The organism is Flavobacterium sp. 2 (assembly GCF_049949195.1).
In the GTDB taxonomy this organism is placed as follows: Bacteria; Bacteroidota; Bacteroidia; order Flavobacteriales; family Flavobacteriaceae; genus Flavobacterium.
The window spans coordinates 3493919-3516892 of record NZ_CP188206.1 but is presented as its reverse complement, the minus strand read 5'-3'; the positions used below and the strand labels follow the sequence as shown (position 1 = coordinate 3516892).

At 36.3% G+C, this 22974-nt stretch carries 18 protein-coding genes, 4 tRNA genes and 3 rRNA genes; 5 read left to right on the top strand and 20 right to left on the bottom strand.

The features are described from left to right. Positions 1 to 64 precede the first annotated feature (64 nt). The 10 genes from ACNFIH_RS15080 to ACNFIH_RS15035 all read right to left on the bottom strand — a co-directional run bounded on the left by ACNFIH_RS15080 (position 65) and on the right by ACNFIH_RS15035 (position 8299). Positions 65 to 150 (bottom strand) — tRNA-Leu (locus ACNFIH_RS15080). 6 nt (positions 151 to 156) lie between these two features. Continuing rightward, positions 157 to 229 (bottom strand) — tRNA-Phe (locus tag ACNFIH_RS15075). A gap of 74 nt (positions 230 to 303) precedes the next feature. Further along, positions 304 to 413 (bottom strand): 5S ribosomal RNA (gene rrf / locus ACNFIH_RS15070). Between the two features lie 164 nt (positions 414 to 577). Beyond that, positions 578 to 3459: ribosomal RNA gene (locus ACNFIH_RS15065) — 23S ribosomal RNA — on the bottom strand. A gap of 136 nt (positions 3460 to 3595) precedes the next feature. Continuing rightward, positions 3596 to 3669 (bottom strand) — tRNA-Ala (locus ACNFIH_RS15060). Positions 3670 to 3758: 89 nt separating this feature from the next. After that, a tRNA-Ile gene (locus ACNFIH_RS15055) sits at positions 3759 to 3832 on the bottom strand. A gap of 127 nt (positions 3833 to 3959) precedes the next feature. Next, a 16S ribosomal RNA gene (locus ACNFIH_RS15050) occupies positions 3960 to 5473 on the bottom strand. Together the 16S, 23S and 5S rRNA genes with 4 tRNA genes alongside form the textbook arrangement of a ribosomal RNA operon. Positions 5474 to 6140: 667 nt before the next feature. Continuing rightward, positions 6141 to 6386 carry a hypothetical protein gene (locus tag ACNFIH_RS15045; RefSeq protein WP_426483766.1) on the bottom strand — a complete coding sequence of 82 codons (246 nt, stop codon included), beginning with the start codon at positions 6384 to 6386 and terminating at the stop codon, positions 6141 to 6143. A gap of 70 nt (positions 6387 to 6456) precedes the next feature. Further along, a complete protein-coding gene (locus ACNFIH_RS15040) occupies positions 6457 to 7692 on the bottom strand; it encodes an ABC transporter permease (RefSeq protein WP_426483765.1) in 1236 nt (411 codons plus the stop codon). Between the two features lie 112 nt (positions 7693 to 7804). Further along, positions 7805 to 8299 (bottom strand): YkgJ family cysteine cluster protein, encoded by a 495-nt coding sequence (locus tag ACNFIH_RS15035; protein ID WP_035653470.1) that lies wholly within the window; start codon positions 8297 to 8299, stop codon positions 7805 to 7807. Between the two features lie 75 nt (positions 8300 to 8374). Here ACNFIH_RS15035 and ACNFIH_RS15030 point away from each other — a divergent pair, with 75 nt between their 5' ends. Together ACNFIH_RS15030 and ACNFIH_RS15025 are read left to right on the top strand one after the other, a co-directional pair. Then, positions 8375 to 9082 (top strand): class I SAM-dependent methyltransferase, encoded by a 708-nt coding sequence (locus tag ACNFIH_RS15030; RefSeq protein ID WP_426483764.1) that lies wholly within the window; start codon positions 8375 to 8377, stop codon positions 9080 to 9082. A 16-nt stretch (positions 9083 to 9098) separates the two neighbouring features. Next, positions 9099 to 9644 carry a YfiT family bacillithiol transferase gene (locus tag ACNFIH_RS15025; RefSeq protein WP_426483763.1) on the top strand — a complete coding sequence of 182 codons (546 nt, stop codon included), beginning with the start codon at positions 9099 to 9101 and terminating at the stop codon, positions 9642 to 9644. 30 nt (positions 9645 to 9674) lie between these two features. Here the strand turns inward: ACNFIH_RS15025 and ACNFIH_RS15020 are convergent, their stop codons facing one another. From ACNFIH_RS15020 to ACNFIH_RS14985, 8 genes are all read right to left on the bottom strand, one after another. Next, on the bottom strand, positions 9675 to 10307 hold the full coding sequence (locus ACNFIH_RS15020) for a 7-carboxy-7-deazaguanine synthase QueE (protein WP_142451724.1): 633 nt from the start codon (positions 10305 to 10307) through the stop codon (positions 9675 to 9677). Positions 10308 to 10407: 100 nt separating this feature from the next. Further along, the gene (locus tag ACNFIH_RS15015; RefSeq protein WP_426483762.1) at positions 10408 to 12075 is read right to left on the bottom strand and encodes a tetratricopeptide repeat protein; all 1668 of its coding nucleotides are present in this window, start codon (positions 12073 to 12075) and stop codon (positions 10408 to 10410) included. Between the two features lie 16 nt (positions 12076 to 12091). Then, positions 12092 to 13012, bottom strand: coding sequence for a PstS family phosphate ABC transporter substrate-binding protein (locus ACNFIH_RS15010; protein WP_426483761.1), 921 nt, complete (start codon positions 13010 to 13012; stop codon positions 12092 to 12094). A 1-nt stretch (position 13013) separates the two neighbouring features. Further along, complete coding sequence (locus ACNFIH_RS15005) at positions 13014 to 13244, bottom strand: hypothetical protein (protein WP_026728445.1); 231 nt, start codon at positions 13242 to 13244, stop codon at positions 13014 to 13016. Continuing rightward, the gene (locus ACNFIH_RS15000) at positions 13244 to 14044 is read right to left on the bottom strand and encodes an energy transducer TonB (RefSeq protein ID WP_426483760.1); all 801 of its coding nucleotides are present in this window, start codon (positions 14042 to 14044) and stop codon (positions 13244 to 13246) included. Before ACNFIH_RS15000 ends, ACNFIH_RS15005 begins: the two co-directional genes overlap by 1 nt. A gap of 37 nt (positions 14045 to 14081) precedes the next feature. Then, entirely contained in the window at positions 14082 to 14636 is a 555-nt protein-coding gene (locus ACNFIH_RS14995) for an ExbD/TolR family protein (RefSeq protein ID WP_426483759.1), read from the bottom strand. Positions 14637 to 14655: 19 nt separating this feature from the next. Next, positions 14656 to 15282, bottom strand: coding sequence for an ExbD/TolR family protein (locus tag ACNFIH_RS14990; protein WP_426483758.1), 627 nt, complete (start codon positions 15280 to 15282; stop codon positions 14656 to 14658). A gap of 60 nt (positions 15283 to 15342) precedes the next feature. Next, on the bottom strand, positions 15343 to 16167 hold the full coding sequence (locus tag ACNFIH_RS14985) for a MotA/TolQ/ExbB proton channel family protein (RefSeq protein ID WP_035653445.1): 825 nt from the start codon (positions 16165 to 16167) through the stop codon (positions 15343 to 15345). A gap of 380 nt (positions 16168 to 16547) precedes the next feature. On the opposite strand from ACNFIH_RS14985, the gene ACNFIH_RS14980 reads away from it, so the two are divergent. Next, positions 16548 to 18065 carry a helicase HerA-like domain-containing protein gene (locus ACNFIH_RS14980; protein WP_426483757.1) on the top strand — a complete coding sequence of 506 codons (1518 nt, stop codon included), beginning with the start codon at positions 16548 to 16550 and terminating at the stop codon, positions 18063 to 18065. Between the two features lie 123 nt (positions 18066 to 18188). Here ACNFIH_RS14980 and ACNFIH_RS14975 read toward each other — a convergent pair whose 3' ends face one another. After that, positions 18189 to 19532 carry an FAD-dependent oxidoreductase gene (locus ACNFIH_RS14975; protein WP_426483756.1) on the bottom strand — a complete coding sequence of 448 codons (1344 nt, stop codon included), beginning with the start codon at positions 19530 to 19532 and terminating at the stop codon, positions 18189 to 18191. Positions 19533 to 19801: 269 nt separating this feature from the next. Between ACNFIH_RS14975 and ACNFIH_RS14970 the strand changes: the two genes are divergently transcribed. After that, entirely contained in the window at positions 19802 to 20395 is a 594-nt protein-coding gene (locus ACNFIH_RS14970; protein WP_426483755.1) for a GNAT family N-acetyltransferase, read from the top strand. Positions 20396 to 20456: 61 nt separating this feature from the next. Here the strand turns inward: ACNFIH_RS14970 and ACNFIH_RS14965 are convergent, their stop codons facing one another. After that, entirely contained in the window at positions 20457 to 21905 is a 1449-nt protein-coding gene (locus tag ACNFIH_RS14965) for a DUF1214 domain-containing protein (protein ID WP_426483754.1), read from the bottom strand. Positions 21906 to 22113: 208 nt separating this feature from the next. Here ACNFIH_RS14965 and ACNFIH_RS14960 point away from each other — a divergent pair, with 208 nt between their 5' ends. Then, on the top strand, positions 22114 to 22908 hold the full coding sequence (locus tag ACNFIH_RS14960; protein ID WP_426483753.1) for a helix-turn-helix domain-containing protein: 795 nt from the start codon (positions 22114 to 22116) through the stop codon (positions 22906 to 22908). Positions 22909 to 22974 lie beyond the last annotated feature (66 nt).

Here is a 22974-nt window from a genome sequence, read left to right as displayed (position 1 = left end):
AAAAATTAAACATGAGATTGTTCCAAAAAAAAACTTCAATTAGCAAAGCCAATTGAAGTTTTAGTACTCAGAGCGGGACTTGAACCCGCACGAACATTGCTGTTCACTGGATTTTAAGTCCAGCGTGTCTACCAATTTCACCATCCGAGCATTATGTGGTACCTCCAGGGATCGAACCAGGGACACATGGATTTTCAGTCCATTGCTCTACCATCTGAGCTAAGGTACCTTAAATTATTTACAATACTATAAATAAAGTTAAGAATAAAAAACCCTGTAACTCACGAAACAGGGTTTTCAAAAGAAAGGCGACGACATACTCTCCCACAAAATTGCAGTACCATCTGCGCAGGCGGGCTTAACTTCTCTGTTCGGGATGGGAAGAGGTGAGCCCCGCCGCAATAACCACCTTAAGGTTTTTAGTTGTTGGTTTTTGGTTGTCGGATTTCTCCATCAACTATCAACTCTTGACCATCAACTGCTCTGCGTCGAGCTAATATTTTAACATACTGAGATAAAGAAAAGAAGTATTTGTTTAGAAAGTTTCCTCCCTCCGATTGCTCGGAGGGAAAAGGGTGTACATAAGCTTACGGATTATTAGTACTACTCGACTATGACATTACTGCCTTTACATCTATAGCCTATCAACGTGGTCATCTTCCACGATCCTTAAAAGAAATCTCATCTTGTGGTGGGTTTCGCGCTTATATGCTTTCAGCGCTTATCCCTTCCCAACGTAGCTACTCTGCGGTGCCCCTGGCGGGACAACAGATACACTAGAGGTTAGTCCAATTCGGTCCTCTCGTACTAGAATCAGATCCACTCAAATTTCTAACGCCCACAGTAGATAGAGACCGAACTGTCTCACGACGTTCTGAACCCAGCTCGCGTGCCACTTTAATGGGCGAACAGCCCAACCCTTGGGACCTTCTCCAGCCCCAGGATGTGACGAGCCGACATCGAGGTGCCAAACCCCCCCGTCGATATGAGCTCTTGGGGGAGATCAGCCTGTTATCCCCGGCGTACCTTTTATCCTTTGAGCGATGGCCCTTCCATGCGGAACCACCGGATCACTATGCTCTACTTTCGTACCTGATCGACCTGTATGTCTCTCAGTCAAGCTCCCTTATGCCATTGCACTCTACGCACGGTTACCAAGCGTACTGAGGGAACCTTTAGAAGCCTCCGTTACTCTTTTGGAGGCGACCACCCCAGTCAAACTACCCACCAAGCACTGTCCCCCGCAACACGGGGTTAGGCCTCAGATAAACAAAGGGTTGTATTTCAACAATGACTCCACAACGCCTGGCGACGCCGCTTCACAGTCTCCAACCTATCCTACACATCATTTATCCAAGGTCAATACTAAGCTATAGTAAAGGTGCACAGGGTCTTTTCGTCCCACTGCGGGTAAACGGCATCTTCACCGTTACTACAATTTCACCGAGCTCATGGCTGAGACAGTGTCCAGATCGTTACACCATTCGTGCAGGTCGGAACTTACCCGACAAGGAATTTCGCTACCTTAGGACCGTTATAGTTACGGCCGCCGTTTACTGGGGCTTCAATTCAATGCTTCTCCGAAGATAACATCTCCTCTTAACCTTCCAGCACCGGGCAGGTGTCAGGCCCTATACTTCATCTTACGATTTTGCAGAGCCCTGTGTTTTTGATAAACAGTCGCCTGGACCTCTTCACTGCGGCCCCCATTGCTGGGGGCGACCTTTCTCCCGAAGTTACAGGTCTATTTTGCCTAATTCCTTAGCCATGAATCTCTCGAGCACCTTAGGATTCTCTCCTCAACTACCTGTGTCGGTTTACGGTACTGGTACTAATTACCTGAAGTTTAGAGGTTTTTCTTGGAAGCCCTTAGGCGCACTATCTCTTTGTCCGAAGACTCCGAGTACTATCGTATTTCACCAAAACCTGCGGATTTGCCTACAGGTCTTATAGCTAGGTACTTCAACGAACTATTCCGTCAGTTCGCGGCGCTTTCATCACTCCGTCACCCCATCACAGTAATTAGTAGTACGGGAATATTAACCCGTTGGCCATCGACTGTCCCTTTCGGGTTCGCCTTAGGACCAGACTAACCCACAGCTGATTAGCATAGCTGTGGAAACCTTAGTTTTTCGGTGTGCGGGTTTCTCGCCCGCATTATCGTTACTTATGCCTACATTTTCTTTTCTGACCAGTCCAGCATACCTTACGATACACCTTCAACCCTGTCAGAATGCTCCCCTACCACTTGCAATTGCTTGCAAATCCATAGCTTCGGTAATATGTTTATGCCCGATTATTATCCATGCTCGTCCGCTCGACTAGTGAGCTGTTACGCACTCTTTAAATGAATGGCTGCTTCCAAGCCAACATCCTAGCTGTCTGGGCAGACAAACCTCGTTCTTTCAACTTAACATATATTTGGGGACCTTAGCTGATGGTCTGGGTTCTTTCCCTCTCGGACTTGGACCTTAGCACCCAAGCCCTCACTGCTGTGAAACATTATATAGCATTCGGAGTTTGTCAGGAATTGGTAGGCGGTGAAGCCCCCGCATCCAATCAGTAGCTCTACCTCTATATAACTATCATCAGCGCTGCACCTAAATGCATTTCGGGGAGTACGAGCTATTTCCGAGTTTGATTGGCCTTTCACCCCTACCCACAGGTCATCCGAAGACTTTTCAACGTCAACCGGTTCGGTCCTCCACTGTGTGTTACCACAGCTTCAACCTGCCCATGGGTAGATCACACGGTTTCGCGTCTAACACTACTGACTAAAGCGCCCTATTCAGACTCGCTTTCGCTACGGATCCATGGCTTAACCACTTATCCTTGCCAGCAACGTTAACTCGTAGGCTCATTATGCAAAAGGCACGCCGTCACCCCACTAAAGGGCTCCGACCGCTTGTAAGCGTATGGTTTCAGGATCTATTTCACTCCGTTATTCACGGTTCTTTTCACCTTTCCCTCACGGTACTGGTTCACTATCGGTCTCTCAGGAGTATTTAGCCTTAGCGGATGGTCCCGCCAAATTCAGACAGGGTTTCACGTGCCCCGCCCTACTCAGGATACCACTATTCATTACATTTATTACCCATACGGGGCTATCACCCTCTATGGCGTCACTTTCCAGTAACTTCCGGTTCTGCATGCATGAAATGTCGTGGTCCTACAACCCCAACAATGCCGTAACATTATTGGTTTGGGCTAATCCGCGTTCGCTCGCCACTACTTACGGAATCACTTTTGTTTTCTTCTCCTCCGCCTACTTAGATGTTTCAGTTCAGCGGGTTTGCCCACCTATCGGTGTACTATGTCTTCAACATAGTGGGTTGCCCCATTCGGATATCTGCGGATCAATCGATGTGTGCTCGTCCCCGCAGCTTTTCGCAGCTTATCACGTCCTTCTTCGCCTCTGAGAGCCTAGGCATCCCCCATACGCCCTTATTTTGCTTATTGTACCAATCTTGTTCCTAAAAACAAGACCGTTTTTTTTTGTTTTCTACAATAAATTGTAAAAAACGCTTTCTACTTTTTATTATTTTCTTATCTCAATATGTCAATGAACTTTTATTTACTTCTTCAAGTAAATTCGTGGAGAATAACGGAGTCGAACCGTTGACCTCCTGCGTGCAAGGCAGGCGCTCTAGCCAGCTGAGCTAATCCCCCAATCTAATTATGAATTGTGAATTATGAATTATGAATTTATATTCATAAGAACTCAACTCTAGAATTTCCTTTTTTTTTAAGCCAAATAGTAGTCCCGGGCAGACTCGAACTGCCGACCCCTACATTATCAGTGTAGTACTCTAACCAGCTGAGCTACGAGACTCTGTTTTACTTAAGTTTTATCATTTTTTTAAATTAACAGCAAGAGTAATAAAATCCTCAATTCAGACCCATTTCGATCCGCATCTTTTTTCCCCAACGTGTGCAAGCACTAACATTCGAGGCTCTAGAAAGGAGGTGTTCCAGCCGCACCTTCCGGTACGGCTACCTTGTTACGACTTAGCCCTAGTTACCAGTTTTACCCTAGGCAGCTCCTTGCGGTCACCGACTTCAGGCACCCCCAGCTTCCATGGCTTGACGGGCGGTGTGTACAAGGCCCGGGAACGTATTCACCGGATCATGGCTGATATCCGATTACTAGCGATTCCAGCTTCACGGAGTCGAGTTGCAGACTCCGATCCGAACTGTGACCGGCTTTGTAGATTCGCTCCTGGTCACCCAGTGGCTGCTCTCTGTACCGGCCATTGTAGCACGTGTGTAGCCCAAGGCGTAAGGGCCGTGATGATTTGACGTCATCCCCACCTTCCTCACAGTTTGCACTGGCAGTCTTGTTAGAGTTCCCGACATGACTCGCTGGCAACTAACAACAGGGGTTGCGCTCGTTATAGGACTTAACCTGACACCTCACGGCACGAGCTGACGACAACCATGCAGCACCTTGTAAATTGTCTTGCGAAAGTTCTGTTTCCAAAACGGTCAATCTACATTTAAGCCTTGGTAAGGTTCCTCGCGTATCATCGAATTAAACCACATGCTCCACCGCTTGTGCGGGCCCCCGTCAATTCCTTTGAGTTTCATTCTTGCGAACGTACTCCCCAGGTGGGATACTTATCACTTTCGCTTAGCCACTGAAGTTGCCCCCAACAGCTAGTATCCATCGTTTACGGCGTGGACTACCAGGGTATCTAATCCTGTTCGCTACCCACGCTTTCGTCCATCAGCGTCAATCCATTAGTAGTAACCTGCCTTCGCAATTGGTATTCCATGTAATCTCTAAGCATTTCACCGCTACACTACATATTCTAGTTACTTCCTAATAATTCAAGTTCAGCAGTATCAATGGCCGTTCCACCGTTGAGCGATGGGCTTTCACCACTGACTTACTAAACCGCCTACGGACCCTTTAAACCCAATGATTCCGGATAACGCTTGGATCCTCCGTATTACCGCGGCTGCTGGCACGGAGTTAGCCGATCCTTATTCTTACGATACCGTCAAGACATTACACGTAATGTTGTTTCTTCTCGTACAAAAGCAGTTTACAATCCATAGGACCGTCATCCTGCACGCGGCATGGCTGGTTCAGGCTTGCGCCCATTGACCAATATTCCTCACTGCTGCCTCCCGTAGGAGTCTGGTCCGTGTCTCAGTACCAGTGTGGGGGATCTCCCTCTCAGGACCCCTACCCATCGTTGCCTTGGTAAGCCGTTACCTTACCAACTAGCTAATGGGACGCATGCTCATCTTTCACCGTTGTGACTTTAATAGTGTGTTGATGCCAACTCACTATACTATGAGGTATTAATCCAAATTTCTCTGGGCTATCCCTCTGTGAAAGGTAGATTGCATACGCGTTACGCACCCGTGCGCCGGTCTCTAGCTCCGAAGAACTATACCCCTCGACTTGCATGTGTTAAGCCTGCCGCTAGCGTTCATCCTGAGCCAGGATCAAACTCTTCATCGTATATTTTAATATTATATAGTCGATGCTTCCTCTAGTGGTTCTTTTCGAATCTATCGATTCCATTACTCTTATTCTATTTGTTCCGATTCTCATCGGAACGGCTGTCAATTCAATATGTCTACGAACGTAATTTTGTTTCCTTCGCTTGTCTCTCAAAGCGGGTGCAAAACTAAAAATTCTTTTTGTTTCTCGCAAGAAAAATTTAAAAAAATTTGAAACTTTTTTTTCGTCTCATATTCCAAACTTTCCTCCCAATCTCTCAATGAACTTTCCGTGTTTTGCGGGGTGCAAATGTAAAAAGCATTTTCAAATCTCACAAGCTTTTCGAAATCTTTTTTTGAAAATATTTTTCAGTTTAAATCGTCTCGCTTGCCAGTATTTCAGTGAACGCCTTTCGTTGTTGCGGGTGCAAAAGTAGAACCTTTATTCAGTTATACAAGCTTTTTTAGCCTCTTTTTTTCATCTTTTTTCGGATTATTTCTTAACTCACTGATAACGGATTCTTTACAAATCATTTTTTTTTGATTCTTTGTAGCGTTTTTCTGAATCAAGGTGCGGTTTTGATTCTTTTCGGGTCTTTTCTGCTTTCCGTTTTGTTGAATTTTTAGTCTTTCGGCCTCTTTTATGATAAGAAAACAGGATTCAAGGCTTACTTAAAATGCACTTTTTAGTCTCGCAGAGTCGCAAAGACGCAAAGTCTTCCCTTTTCAGGCTCCATTTTAACCGGAATCCTCTCTTCTTCCTCTGGATTTCTCCTGAAAACAGCTCCCATAGCCCCGATAGAAGCGGAAATCCTTTTGCTTTTTTCTTTAAAAAGCAAAAGATTGAAGCGGATAGCGGGAAACAGCTCCTTATATACAATCAAAAATTCGGATTTTCTACTCTTATATATAGTATAGCTTTCTAAATACATATATGTATAGAAAAAACAAACCCGACAGGTTTTCAAAAACTGTCGGGTTTGAAATGAAAATATTTAGATATCAATCAAAACGAATTGCTTTGACTGGAGATATCCTCGTTATTATATAGGACGGAATCAGCAAGACCATAAAACAAATTACCACTGTAAGTAAATTTAATCCTATTACATAACCCCAATTTAAATATACCGGAGCTTGGTTTACATAATAATTTTCTGGATTAAGACGAACTATTCCGAACTGTTGCTGAATTAACAATATTGAAATACCTATAAGATTACCCCAAAACAAACCTCGTATTATTAAATAGAAAGCGTTATATAGAAATATTTTTCTGACTGTCCAATTATTTGCACCAAGAGATTTTAAAATACCTATCATTTGTGTACGCTCCAAAATAAGAACCAATAGTGCTACTACCATGTTTATAGTTGCAACCAAGATCATAACACCAAGAATTACTACTATATTAAAATCAAAAAGTTGCAACCAATCAAAAATATAACTATACTTTTCAATAATAGTCTTAGTATCCAAGCCTGAAGGGGTTTGTTCGTAAATTTGATTACCTGTTTGCTTTATTTTTGTAAAATCTTTTACAAAAACTTCGAAAGCACCTATTTGATCAGGATTCCATTTGTTGATTCTCTGGATATGACGAATGTCGCCTATTATAAAAGTGGCATCAAAATCCTGAAATCCCGAACTAAAAATACCTACAATTTTAAATCGGCGACTGTTTGGCACTTTCCCTTGTTCTTCTTTTATAAAAAAGGTATTAAAACTATCTCCTAATTTTAAATTGAGTCGGTCAGCAAGATATCTGGAAATAATAACTTCTTCATTGAGTGATTTTTTAAAATCTGGCAAATTTCCTTCTACAAGATATTCTTTTATATTGCTCCAATCGTAATCAGCCCCTACTCCTTTAAAAACTATTCCTTCGAATGCGTTTGCAGTTCTAATAATTCCTGCTTTTGTAGCGATTGCCTGGACATGACTTACCTCTGGAACAGATTTGAAATTAGGATAAAAATCTTGTTTTTTTGAAATTGGAACCAAAGTAACTTCAGAATTATTGTTATCAAAATTCGATATAATAACCTGTCCGTTGAAAGCAGAGATTTTATCTCTGATTTTTTGTTGCAGTCCAATTCCCGTCGCTACAGAAACCAGCATCATAATAATACCAATTGCAATTGCCGAAATAGCAATTTTTATAATTGGCGCCGAAATACTGCTTTTATAATCCTTTGCAGTAATAAGTCTTTTGGCTATAAAATATTCTAAATTCAATTTAATGATGTTATATTGGTGATACTTACCGCTTAATTTATTTAAGCCAAAAATACGTTTAAAAAACCAGAATTGAATTGTCAGAAAAAACAATTACGATTTTTTCAGATTCTTATAAAGGCATTTTCTTTTTCATTTCTTCAACAATATTATATGCAGCCGGACATATTGCTACATTTTTTAATGTCAGATCTGAAATTTGATGAAACTTTTTACGATCAGTATGTGGAAATTCGCGACATGCCTTTGGACGCACGTCATATATCATACAATAATTTTCACTATCCAAGAAAGTACAAGGAACACTTTTTAAAACATAATCTTTATCTTCATCAATTCGCAAATACTGATCAATAAATTGCTGCGGTTTTTGTCTAAACGATTTCGCGATTCTTTCAATATCAGCCAAGGTAAATAACGGCCCTGTAGTCTTACAACAATTGGCGCATTGCAGACAATCCGTTTTTTTAAATTCGGCGTCATGCAAATCCTGCATAATATAATCTAAATTTTTAGGCTGTTTCTTTTTAAGCTTATCAAAATACTTTTTATTTTCGATATGCTTATCTTTGGCTAACTTATTTAAGTTATTTAAAATTTGTTTCAAGTTTAAAATTTAAAGTTGATCCTGCAAAATTAAACAACTTTGAACTTGAAACCCTAATCTTTGAACTAAATTACGATGAAAGATCTATTTGGGAAAGCGATGTACGATTTCCAAACCAATAATTCACCTGAAGATATTATTACCGAGACCTCAATTTCTGAAGAAGACGAAATGAGTGTTGCGTATTTATTTCGGTCTTATAATGAAATGCCCAAATTAGAACAAAAAGCACTTCAGTTATCTTTCGGCAGAATTTTAGATGTGGGATGCGGAGCAGGAAGTCATAGTCTTTCATTACAAAATGACCGAAATTTGGATGTTACTTCAATTGATATTTCAGAAAAAGCAATCGAAACTTGTAAATTAAGAGGAATAAAAAATCCCAAAGTTCAAAATATTCTTGATTTTCAAGAAGAAAAATTCGACACTATTCTTCTATTAATGAATGGTACTGGAATTTTTGGAAAATTAGAAAACTGCAATCAATATTTGTCGAAACTTAAATCCCTATTAAATCCTGGAGGTCAAATTTTAATAGACAGTTCAGATATCATATATATGTTTGATGAGGATGAAGATGGCGGAAAATGGATTCCGTCAAGCAATGATTATTATGGAGAATTAACTTTTACGATTTCGTATAAAGGAGAAAAAGAAGAATCGTTTGACTGGCTTTATCTAGATTACAACACACTACAAAATGCAGCAATTGCTAATGGATTAAAATGTGAACTTATTTTAGAAGGCGAGCATTATGATTATTTAGCCAAACTTTCTATTTAACATTAAAACATACACCATGAAAGAATTTGATCTAGAAAAGTTAAAATATCCTATCGGAAAATTTATTGCTCCAGAACATTATTCGCAAGAATATCTTTCTGAAAGAATTAAAGAAATTGAAGCTTTCCCTGAAAAATTAGCAAATGAAACTATTCATTTAACCGATGAACAATTAGACACACCTTATCGTCCTGGCGGGTGGACCGTTAGACAAGTTATCCATCATTGTGCTGAAAGCCACATGCATTGTTATACTAGAATCAAATGGACATTAACTGAAAACAATCCTGTGATTAAAGCTTATGATGAAGTTTTATGGTCTGAACTAAATGATAATTTAACAATGCCGATTCAGCCAACCTTAGATTTATTAAAAGGACTTCATTTCAGATTAGGTTATATCATGAAAAACTTATCAGAATCTGATTTAGAAAAGACGTTTATACATCCAGCAGATAACTCAGAAAACAAACTAAAGAAAATTATTGGAATGTATGCCTGGCATGGAAACCATCATTTGGCGCATATTGCAGCTTTAAAAAAGCATAAAAACTGGCAATAAAAAAAATCTCTTCAATTGAAGAGATTTTTTTTATGGTATATTCAAGTATTTATGTGTCTGTAGCGAAACACGCCATTTTGGGTTGTTCATTACATAATCCACAATCAACGGAGTCATTTCTTCTTTTTTGCTCCATTCTGGCTGCAAGAACAAAATTGCATTGTCATTAACAAGTTCGGCTTGTTCTTCTGCAAAAATAAAATCGTGTTTGTTGTAGATAATTACTTTTAATTCATCAGCATTATCATAAACCGTTTGAGTTGGCAATTTGTTCTTCTTTGGCGAAAGGCAAATCCAATCCCAAGTTCCACTTAAAGGGTATGCACCAGATGTTTCAATATGAACTTTTAAATTTTCATTTTTTAATTGCTGCGTAAGCAAAGTCATATCCCATGTTAAAGGTTCTCCGCCAGTTATTACGACAGTATCTGCATAAGTTGAAGCATTTTTTACAATTAAATCAATACTTGTTGGCGGATGAAGTTCTGCATTCCAGCTTTCTTTCACATCACACCAATGACAACCAACATCACATCCTCCAATTCTAATAAAATACGCCGCTGTCCCTGTATGATAACCTTCTCCCTGAATGGTATAAAATTCTTCCATCAGAGGCAACATAGCTCCTTTATTAACTTCTAATTGTATTTCTTTTGATAACATTATTCAATTTTAAAGTGCAAAGATAGTCATTTAAATACGGAACAAAAAAACCGACAGCTCATTGAACTGTCGGTTTTATAATTAGTTAGAAACTAATTTATTATTTTAAAGCTTTTACAGAATCAGCTGCATACTTATTAGCAGGATCTAAAACTAAAGATTTATTGAAATATTCAACTGCTTTAGCTTTGTCTGTATTAGCATAAGCTGCACCAATACTGTTGTAAGATTCAACTATTTTTTTTACTGTTGCAGGTTTTGCTAATTCTTCAGCACCTTTAGCAGTTGTTTTTGCAACATACTCTTCGTAGTTTTTGATAATTAAATCATCTTTCTCCAATAAGTTGTTGATTCTTCCTTTGTATAAGTAAGCCTCGTCATAAGTAGGAGAAGCTACAAGAACTCTATCGAAAGCAGCATCAGCTTTAGTCAAAGCAGCAGCATCAGCAGTCCCAGCAGGTTTGTTAGCATTAGCATAATAAAGCGAAATACCTAAATAAACATTATCGTTTAAGTAGTTTTTCTGCTCTGTATTAGTTGTGCTTAACTCATAAATAGCAGCAGCTTGGTTGTATTGTTTTTTACCAAACAATTCTTTACCAAAATCACCAAGATCTTCAACAGCTAATGGCTCCATAGCAACGGCTTTTTTGATATCAGTCAAACCAGCTTCAAACGCAGAAGCTTCAATTGTACCGTCAGCAGCAGTACCTTTTTTAATTTTCGCAAATCCTAAGTATAGATAGTCTTTAGCGATTACTTTATTGTTAGGAACTTTTACATAATCTTCTAATGATTTAAGAGCAACATCGATGTTACCGTTCTCATAAGCAGAATATCCTAAATATCTGTAAATTCTAGGATTAACTTTGTCCTCAGCAATCATTTTGTTTGCAACAGTTTCTAGGCTTTTGTAATCTTTTACCAAGATCAAGAAATCTGCATGACGCATTTTTGAATCTAAAGAGTAATCTGTTAAACTTAAGTACTTCTCATAATTTGTAATTGCATTCTGCAAATTAGTTTTAGCTGTAGAAGGTTTATTTCTAGCCCATTTGTAATAAGTTTCAGCTAACTCTCTGTAAACAGGACCATAGTTTGGATTCAAAGCGATAACTTCATTGAAAGCTTTAATAGCTTCATCATATGATTTAGCACCTTTCAACAAAACACCTAATTGCATTTTAGCTCTTAAAAGCGTTGGATCAGCAGTAAAAGCATCACGGTAAGCTTTGTAAGCATCGTTTTGATTATTTGCTCCATAATAAGCATCACCAATTGTAAGTAAAGCTGTTGGATTTTGTGGCTCAATTGCTAAAGCGCGTTTCAAACTAGTGATTGCACTATTGTAATCAGGATTGTTTGAATTGATGTAAGCTTTACCGATGTAGATATATTCATCAACATCTTTACGCTTCATATCTTTAGTTGCTAAACCAAAATTAGCCTGAGCAGCAGCAGTATTTTTATTATCAAGATCAATTTGACCTAATCCAATATAATTCAGATTTTTTTTGTCAGCTGCCTCAATTCCGTTTAGGTAATAAATTTTAGCAGAATCAATAACACTTTGGTTTAAATAGATATTACCTAAAACAAAATTAGCTTCACCATCTGAAGGCTTCGCTTTGATAATCGACTTTAGCAAAGATTTTGCCTTTTGAAACTGCTCAGCATCAATTGCTTTTTTAGCTTCTTTGATGTCTTGCGCGTTTGCAACAGAAGCTGTAGCAACTAAGGCAAGACTAAAAATTTTAAATTTATTCATCTTTGTAGTAATTAATTTATTCTTTATCTTTTAAAATTTGGGTTCTAATATTAAGTTTTCTTCCCGGTGTTTTCACTGGCATCAAACTAGATTTCAATATAATTCTTTGACCAATTTCTCCTGCCACAAATGACGAGAAGCCCATTCCTAATCCTGTATACCCCTGACAATTTATAATAAACAAATCACGTGCCAAAGGATATTTTTCTTCGGCAAGGTCATTTTGGCTTGGATAGTAATATTGATTACCTTTTAAACCTTTCACACCCAAAATATTGACTTTTTCTATATATTGAGTCATATTTGCTGCAGGCTGAGACAACCAATTAACACCAACTACCCCAATCATTCCTTCGTTTTCAGAAACGAATTTAATCACTTCATCATTGGTTTTAAAAGAAAACACTCCAGTCGCCGGAATATCTTTCATTTTAGCCAAATCCTTCATATAACGAACTGTACTAGAATTTGGATTATCGAAAACAAGCCCTTTAATTCCTGTATCTTTTTTTCCTTGCATAAAATCTATCACTGATTTCAACGCAATTAATGTATCATTATTGCTTTTATTTGAAATTAAAGCTATTGCATCAATCGCAAATGGCGTAACTCTAGGATTAATTTTACTTTTTTCAAATCTTTTCAATTCTTCCGCTGTCAAATTACGAGCAGTTACCACAACTTTAGCTTTTTTATTCAGTAAATCATTGATAAGCTCAACCTCTGATTTAGGTTTCACATTGATTTTGGCATCATAGTAAGTTCCTTCGAAGACAGCTACCTGATCATCAACAATTGGCTTTATTGTTTCATCAACTGTGACATCAAGAGATCCTTTTAAAATTGTTTCTTCTGATTCATTCTTGCTTTTTTGGTTACACATGGCAAACAAAAAAACAAAAGCAACCAAACCAAAGACTTTACTATACTTCAACATATTAGTCCGTATTAGAATTAATTAACCTAAGGAAGCGTATTCCTGAATACACAATCAATAGTCCTCCAAAAGCATATCTGTATTTAGGTTCCATGTTTAAAGGCAATTTTTCCCAAAACATAATCATTAAACCCAGCACAAGATATATTAAAAAAAACAGTATTCCTAAAACAAGAAGAAATCGCTCTTTGAGCGATTTCTTCTGAATATTATTAAGCATATCTTTTAACATTATTCTGCAGATTGAATAGTAATAGGAAGAGAGTATAATACCCTAACTTTTTTACCATTTTGTTCGCCAGGAGTCCATTTTGGACATTTTTTAAGAACACGAATTGCTTCTGCTCCTGTACCGTAACCGATATCCCTTAAAACTTTAATGTCGGTTAATGAACCGTCTTTTTCAACTACAAACGTAACGTAAACTTTACCTTTTAAACCTTCTTCTTCTGGAGTTTTGTAATTGTTTCCTACGAATTTGTAGAATTTCTCAATTCCTCCAGGGAAATCTGGTTTTACTTCGATACCAGCCGTGTTATATACTTGGTTATCTTCCTCAACTACTGCAGCAGTTCCAGTTCCTACTGGCTCCTCAACAGTTAAAACTGCATCTGGATCTCCTTTAATAGTTTCAGCACCAACTTTCTTATCTTTAAGATCTTCAATTTTTGGTGGATCTTCAGTAACCTCATTTGCTTTAGCAACAACCGGTTTCACAAACTTCACCTGATCCACTTTTGGTGGTGGTGGCGGTGGTGGTGGTTCATTTGGTTTTACCTCTTCTTTTTTCTTAGGAGGTAATTTAACTGTAGCGATCTTAATATCCTTATCCATGTCTGCTTCGCCAGAATCTGGCAAATAGCTTGCAATAAGAGGAGCTGCTACAGCAAAGCTAAAAATAACCGAACCAATGATAAGTGCTCTTACCGTAGTTTTATTGTTCGATTTTCTTAACTCATATGCACCATATATCTTATTACGCCCTTCGAATACGATATCAAGCCACTGATTTTTTATAATATCTAATTTCATTTTTCTTGATTATTAGGATGTTCAAACAAGATAAATCTTATTTTTTATCTATCAATTTTGTTTCCTCAGGACTAAACTCAGGAACAATTGCATAAGTATCAACTCCTGTAATAGCCATTTCATCTAACATATCAACCAAATTACGGTAATTTGATTTTTTAGTTGGTTTGATAATAACTATTATTCCATTCTTAGGTTTTCCTAAAGCAGTAGAATAAGCTAATACTTCTTTCTTTTGCTTTAATAATTCTCTACGAATACCATCTTTACCATATGCAATATCCTTTGGACCAACTTTTGGAGTAGCCAATAATCCCATATAATAAACCATCTTATTGTTCTCTCCTAACATTATAGTCATTGTACGATTTTCATCTACTTTAACTGGAGGTGTTTTATCATTTGGATCTTTATCTGGCAATGATAAATCCATCGCTTTAGGTTTTGACAACGAAGTGGTTAACATAAAGAACGTGATCAATAAGAATGCCAAATCCACCATTGCCGTTAAATCGACTTTCGAATTTTGCTTTTTACTTCTTACTTTGCCACCTTTTCCGCCACCACCGTCGCCGGTATTTAATTCAGCCATTTTAGTGTATCTTTTTTAATTAAAAGTCTTTTCCTCTTGTACCTGTAACTAAGTTAAAGGAATTGATTTTCTGATCTTGTAAAATATCCATAATCTTTTTGATTTGAGGATATTGTTCTTTAGCATCTCCTTTGATTGCAATCTCTAATTCTTTGTCTTCAAGATCAATTGTAGCTCTTCTTGAAACCAAAAGCCACTCTTTTAATTGATTATCCAAAGAATCGATTGGAATACCTGGCTGATTTGCTTTAGTTCTATCAGCTGCTTTCATATCAATGATTTGCTTTAAACCTGCTACTGGAACACCAAAGTCATCCATTAATGCAAATTTAGCTTTATCATCTTCTGAAAAAGTCACTCCAAATTTTGCTCCCATACCTTCAAGAGTTCTTTTACGAATCTCTCTTCCTTTGATATCGAAAAAAACTTTGCTTTTCCCGTCTTTTCCTTGTCCTATTGTAATAATTGCCAAATTAGAATCTGGTAATTTATGTTCTACAGTAGAAGCAGGCATATCTACAGGAAGCGCTTCAGGAACTTTAGCAGTAGCAGTCAAGATAAAGAACGTAAGCAAAAGGAACGCAACATCACACATGGCAGTCATATCTGTCGATGTTGACTTCTTTTTCATTTTAATTTTAGCCATTATCTTTTATTTTATTTTTTTGATATAATTAAATCTAATTATTTATATATCAAAAATTAATTATTGTTTTAAACTTCCTCTGAATTTTCTGTAAGTATTCACGATTGTAGTACCAGCCTCATCGATAGAGTAAGTTAAATCGTCAATTTTAGCAGTAAAGAAGTTGTAAGAAACAATTGCAAAGATAGAAGTAGAGATACCTGTTGCAGTGTTGATAAGTGCCTCAGAGATACCTGTTGCAAGAGCAGCCTGGTCTGGAGTTCCAGCAGAAGCTAACGCACCAAACGCTTTAATCATACCTGATACAGTTCCTAATAATCCTCCTAATGTACCTAAAGATACTAAAGTAGAGATAATAGTCATATTTTTTTCTAACATTGGCATTTCTAATGAAGTAGCCTCTTCGATTTCTTTGTGGATTACTTCTGAAGCTTCTTCACTATTGAAACCTTCTTTTTTAACGTCTTGATATTTAATCAAAGCAGATTTAATTGCATTTGCAACTGAACCTTGTTGTTTGTCACATGAAGCGATAGCAGCCTCGATGTTTCCTTCTTTAATGCTTCCTTGAACACTTTTCATGAATTTGTCTAAGTTAGCTTTACCAGCAGCTTTACCGATAACGATAAATCTTTCAATAGAAAAAACAACAACCATTAAAAGCATACCTAATAATACTGGTACAATGAAACCTCCTTTGTAAACCATACCTAAAGTATTGATTGGGTGACCTGTTTCTGGATTTCCTCCTTCAAAGTTAGCTGAATCCCCCATAACGAATTTCCAGATTAACCAACCTACAAAAACACATGCTGCAATAATGATTCCTGAAATCATTCCTCCCCCATTTGAAGTGCTTTCTTTTTTAACTTTAACGTTTGCCATTTTTTTTAATTTTAATAGTTTTAAATAATTTTTATTTTTTAGTTATATTTAACTTGTAGAGGAGCAAATTTATACGTTTAGTTTAAATAAAAAAACTTTTTTTAATTTTATTGAAGGAAATTTAACGTCAATTTAAAAAATATCTCATTAATTTGTCGCTGTCATTTTTTTGATAAACCAAAAAAAAGGTCGATTAGTAAAAAAATTACAACGTTTTAGTAAATATTCAATTAATCCATTGAAATCTTCTTAAAAAGCTGAGAATTTATTTTTTATATCATTTTCAATCAAAAAAAGCATTTTCTTACTAAAAAAAATATAGTCTTATTGTTAAAAAATGAAGCAAAACTCTTATAATCATCTAAATTACAAATAAAAACATGAATAAAAAAGATAATTTCATTCAAGACATCAACAACGGTTATCTTTCTAAAGGCGATAGCATCACTTTAGGAAGTGCAATTCTGGATGGAGAGGCTGTTGCAGATGCTCATGTAAAAATTCCGTTAAAAACCCTGAACCGTCACGGACTTATAGCTGGCGCGACTGGAACTGGAAAAACAAAGACAATTCAGGTTTTCTCAGAACAATTATCAAATGTGGGAATTCCTGTTTTAATGATGGATATTAAAGGAGACTTCAGCGGTATTGCAAAAGAAGGCAAAGAACAAAGCTTTATTACGGAACGTCATGCAAAAATGAATATACCTTATAATGTAGCTTCATTTCCTGTAGAATTAATGTCACTCTCTAAACAAAACGGAGTTCGTCTTCGTGCAACGGTTTCTGAATTTGGTCCCGTGTTGTTTTCCAGAATATTAGACCTTAATGATACTCAGGCTGGTGTTGTTGCCGTTATTTTTAAATATTGCGATGACAAACAAATGCCTTTATTGGATTTAAAAGACATTAAAAAAGTCATTAATTATATTACCGAAGAAGGTAAAGACGAAATTGCAGCAGATTATGGTAAAATCTCTACCGCAACAACAGGAACAATTCTTCGAAAAATAATTGAATTAGAGCAACAAGGCGGTGATTTATTTTTTGGTGAATTATCTTTTGATACTGAAGATTTGATGCGAATTGACGAAAATGGAAAAGGTTACGTAAATATCATTCGTTTGACAGATATTCAGGATAAACCTAAGTTATTCTCGACATTTATGTTAAGCTTGCTTGCCGAAATTTATCAAAAAATGCCTGAAAAAGGCGATGCCGAACAACCAGAATTAGTAATTTTTATTGACGAGGCGCATTTGATTTTTAATGAAGCCAGCAAAGCATTATTGGAACAAATTGAAACTATTGTAAAACTGATTCGTTCAAAAGGTGTTGGTGTTTATTTTGTAACACAAAACCCAATGGATGTTCCAAGTGGTGTTTTGGCGCAATTGGGTTTAAAAATCCAGCATGCGTTAAGGGCTTTTACAGCAAATGATCGCCAGGCAATCAAGAAGACTGCAGATAATTATCCAACTTCCGATTATTATAAAACGGATGAGTTACTAACTAGTTTAGGAATTGGAGAAGCATTAGTTACCGCATTAAGCGAAAAAGGGATTCCGACTCCGCTTGTTGCGACGATGATGCGCGCGCCAATGAGTAGAATGGATATTTTAACCGATGATGAAATTGAAGAAATAAACGGCAAATCCAAATTGGTTAAAAAATATGCTGAAGAAATTGACCGAGAAAGTGCTTACGAAATGCTAAATAAAAAGATTGAAAGTGCTACTCAGGCTGCAGCTGAACAAGAAGAACAAGCTCCAACAAAATCTTCAAAAACAGGACCTAGTACTACAGAAGTCGTTACAAAATCTGTTTTAAAAGTTGTTACAAGCGCTACTTTTATAAGAGGAGTTTTTGGTGTTTTAACTAAAATCTTTAAAAAATAAAAATTACACCATATAAGTGATATAAGTTCACTTAATTTTACAAACACAAAACCCGACGGTAAAAACCTGTCGGGTTTTATTATTTACATAAATCAATTTATAGTAACTTATATGGTTAAAAAGTTATGCGTTTTGCAGCAACACAAGAATTTTATTTTCAACTTCTGGCGTATCCCAGATATTTTCGATGTTGTCTAGCTTTAAAACTTCTTCCATGATGGCATTTTGGAAATCACCAATTGCTAAAGCTTCAGAATAAGGACGATCACTGAATGTAACACGGCTGTAAAGCGGAATCCATTTGTCTGGATGTTTATCAGAAAAGACTTTTTCTATTTTCTTTTGAAGCAAGAATTTTTCATCAGCAGTTTTAGTACTCATTTCCATAAAATTACGATACGAAAGCTCTGCAATCGCATCTGCGTTTGGTTTTCTGGAAATTTGGTACTCTGAAAATATCTTTTTCCAATCGTCTTGGTACTTTTCAATCATTTCATTCAAAACCGTAATATCTTCAAAACCTGCATTCATTCCTTGTCCATAAAACGGAACAATTGCATGACAAGCATCTCCAATCAAAGCGATTTTATCTTCAAAAGTCCACGGAAAGCATTTCATCGTTACCAAAGTACTCGTTGGATTTTTAAAGAAATCATTTGCCAATTCAGGAATCACTTCAATAGAATCTGGAAAGTTTTTCTCAAAGAAATCTTCTACCATTTTTCGGTCAGTCAATGACTCAAAAGAGTTTTCGCCTTCAAAAGGCATAAATAAAGTACAGGTAAAACTTCCATCAAGATTTGGTAATGCAATTAACATGTACTCGCCTCTTGGCCAAATATGAAATGAATTTTTATCTAGTTTATGAGTTCCGTCAGCATTTGCGGGAATATTTAATTCTTTATAACCCATATTCAAAAATTCCTGCGAATAATTGAACATGCTCTGGCGCTGCATTCTGTGGCGGATTCTTGAGAACGCTCCATCAGCACCAAAAACCATATCAAATTTTCGTTCTTCCCACTCGCCTCTTTCGCTTTCGCCAATATGCAAAGTCGCATCGTTTAAAGTGACATCCCAAACTTTTTGTTCAAAATGAAACTCAGCTCCGGCCTCTTCAGCCAAATCGATCATTTTTCTGTTCAGTTTTCCTCTCGAAATCGAATAAATAGATTCTCCTTCTTGTCCATAATTCTGGAAATTCAGTTTATCAACTAAATGAATTGCACGTTTATCCATCGGAATTGCAATTTCACGAACAGAATCGCCAACACCTACAGCATCAAGTGCTTTCCATCCGCGATTCGACATCGCCAAATTTATAGAACGGCCAGAGAAATTTATTTTTCTAATATCGGGACTACGATCATAAACATGAACGGTGTGACCAGCTTTTTTAAGATAAATTGCCAAAAGCGATCCTACAAGTCCAGAACCAACTACAGCAATTTTTAATGAAGTTTGCATCGAGGGAAATTCTAATATATTGGGTCGTAAAAATAAGTAATAATTATAGATAACCTTTAAAATAAACGAATTATTTGTGGCTGAGGATTTTCTCTAAAATTTTTATCTACTATTATTTTAAAGTTAATCTATACCTAAATATATAATCAATAAAAAAAACTGACATTCGATCGATATTTAAAATATAACAATTTGTTACATAAACAGATTTATTTAAAAATATTTAACAACTATCTTCGTTTTAAGATTCCATTATTATTTTAAAAATCATGAACAGCAAAATTTTACAATCGGATATTATTTTAGAAAACGAAAAAGTACTATTAATTCCATTTGGAAGTGAAAGAAATTCAGAACTCAGAGAAATCATTTTTGATGATGAAATCTGGAAATATATGGGAATGTATGTTCGAAATGATCAAGATTTCGAAAACTATATTCAAAGCACCTTAAAACAAAAAGCAGACGGAATTTGTTATCCGTTTTTAATTATCGACAAAGCAACAAATAAAGTTGCCGGAAGTACGCGTTACGGATATCTAAATCATGCGAGCCAAAAATGCGAAATTGGCTGGACTTGGTACGGAAAGGATTTTCAGGGAACTGGTTTAAACAAAGCCTGCAAATTTGAGTTGCTGAATTTTGGTTTTGAAAAAATTCAATTTAGAAGAATACAATTCAGTGCCGATCTTGAAAATTTAAGGTCACAGAGAGCTATTGAAAAATTAGGCACTTTAAAAGAGGGACTTTTTAGAAATAATTATGTTGATTCTGAAGGAAAGAGTAAAGATGATGTTTATTATAGTATTATTTTGGAGGAATGGGAAAATACTAAAGCACAATATTTCTCTGAATTTAAATGATCATTTAAAAGAAAAACCCAGCCAAAAAAAGCTGGGTTTGAAAATAAAAACTTATTCAAAACTAATTAACCTTTTCTATATCCGTTAGCTTCCAAGATTGATCAAACAAGGCCGGTGTTGGCCCATAAAATCTTGCCAGTATTTCAAAATCTCCTTTTGGATCAGTTGGAACCCAATTGTTCTCTCCTTTCGGAGGTGGTTTTGGCCCAAAGTATAAAGTTACTGTTCCGTCACTATTCTTTTTAATGCCAGGTGTTTGAGACGAACGTCCAGCCCATTTCATATCTCTAATAAATGTATGCGTCTCTCGATTATAAACCGTCATTGACCAATATTGTTTTACAGGTACGTTTGCAGGCACAGTTAAACGATACGAAGTATCACCTTTAAGCAAATTACCATCTTTATCCTTTAAAGTCATAAGATAATATTGTGATTCTCCTAAGTGTTTGGCACTAAAAAAAGCAATCATATAACAAACTGCTCGGTTATCGATTGGATAAATTTCTTTGATCTGGAAAGAATTCTTTACACTCGTTATGTTTTCTTCATCAGCCGGAAAAAACCAATTGGTCCCTTCATAAAAAGGTTTAGTTTTTTCATAATTATATATAAGCCAATCTCTTGCTTCATTTACTGCTGCCTTAAATATTTCTTTGGTTTTTGCATCAGGGCTAAAATTCTTTCCTCTTTCAATTCCAATAGTTCTTAACGGATCAATCATTGCTCTGTCACGTTCCAAAAAAGGTTCTTGTTGCACAATTTCGTTTAGTGTCGCATAGAAGCTATCATCATATTTAATAGAAGAATCATAAACTGCTTTTGTAGCATCTACAAATATTGTTTGTGGAGCATTTGAAGCTTCAGAATAAGGATATAATTTTACTCTTTTGCTATAATCTACAGCTGCTTTTACATCTGCAGGGCTTCCACTTTTTAGTACAGAACGTAAAAGTGCATAACCACGATATGTATCAGACTGCATTATAAAATATCCAGCTGGAATTTTACTTTTGTCGTAACCGGGAGGCAGAATAATATATTTTCCACCTTTTCCTTTATCCAATCCACCTGGCCCAACATCTTCGATTGCGGCTTGCCAGTAATTCATCACACTGCCATTAAAAACACCATTATCCGCAGGAGGAATTTCTAATACAACTGGACCTTTTTCTGTATTAAAAAAAGGCATAAGATAAATAACATCTGGATTTGGAGTTAATGTCTGGTTTTTCCAACTTAATAAACCCGGCCAATACACAATCTGATTATACGCACCGTTTTGTTTTTCCATTTCTTTATACATTAGTTGGAAATTAACTGCCGGAATTCCCCAAATGGCAGCATCAACAGCTCTTTGATATAATATTTTCTCTTTTATATTTTCTGGCTGAAAAGCAGTTTTTGAATTAACTGTGGACTGATTCGTTGTTGTTTCTGTTGTATTTTCTTTTTTGCAAGCAGTTATGATAAACAGTAATAAAAATAAGTAAGAAATGTATTTTTTCATGGCAGGAGAATTAAATCGATTAAACAAAAAATTCTAGCCCAAAATTAACGTACCATAAGAAAACTAAACTTTTTCCAACCTTCTATTATGTTTCACTTTCTAAAATGAAACCACTTTTAGTTTTTTTATATCGCATACTGTTCAATCAATTTAGATTAACTTTGAAACAAAATGATAATCATCAATTTTAAAGTTTAATACTTCGTAAATGAAATTATATTCTGAACACTATGTTTCTAATAAATCGGAAAGATTTGTAAATAAGATTTGGTGTCTGGATAATAGTTTCGGCGAAAGCCTCATTGAAAACAAACTCGTTTTGCCAAATGGCTGTTTTAATCTTGCAATAGTTTCTGGAAATACCATTGAAGTTCATACAAGCAAACAAAAATATGAAATGAACGAAAGCATTTATTTCTGTTCTCAAATGACCAATAAAGTTCTGGTCAATATTCAGCCGAAAACTAAAGTCACTATTATTCAGCTTCACGCTTGGACGATTTCGATGTTTCCTAAATATGACTTGAGCAATTTTGTCGATTCAATCATTAAAATTGATGCTGCAGAATTGCCTTTTCAAATTCATATTGACTCGGATATAGAAACTTTATTAGGCAAAATAAACTCGTATTTTGAAGAACTGAACAATTCAAATCCGAATCAAAATACGGTTGAAAAAATCTGTGAAATAATTAGGATTCAGGAAGAAGAAATTTCAGTTTCGGACATTTCAAAAAAGATAAAATCTTCACAGCGTCTTCTTCAAATTAAATTTAAAATGGCAACCGGGCTTACGATCAAAAAGTACATTCAGATTTTAAAATTCAGAAAATCGGTCGATCAAATGATTTCTGCCGATTTAGAAAAAATGAGTCTGACCGATATTGCACTCTACAATAAATATTTTGATCAATCTCATTTTATCCGAAAGTTCAAAGACGTAACAAAAGCAAGTCCAAAAACATTCAATCCAAATTCGTATTTTCTTTCTCAAAAAAGATAATATTTCGCTTTTGTACAATTTCCCTATTTTTGATTGTAGTATTCTTGCAAAATCATTAATCATCAA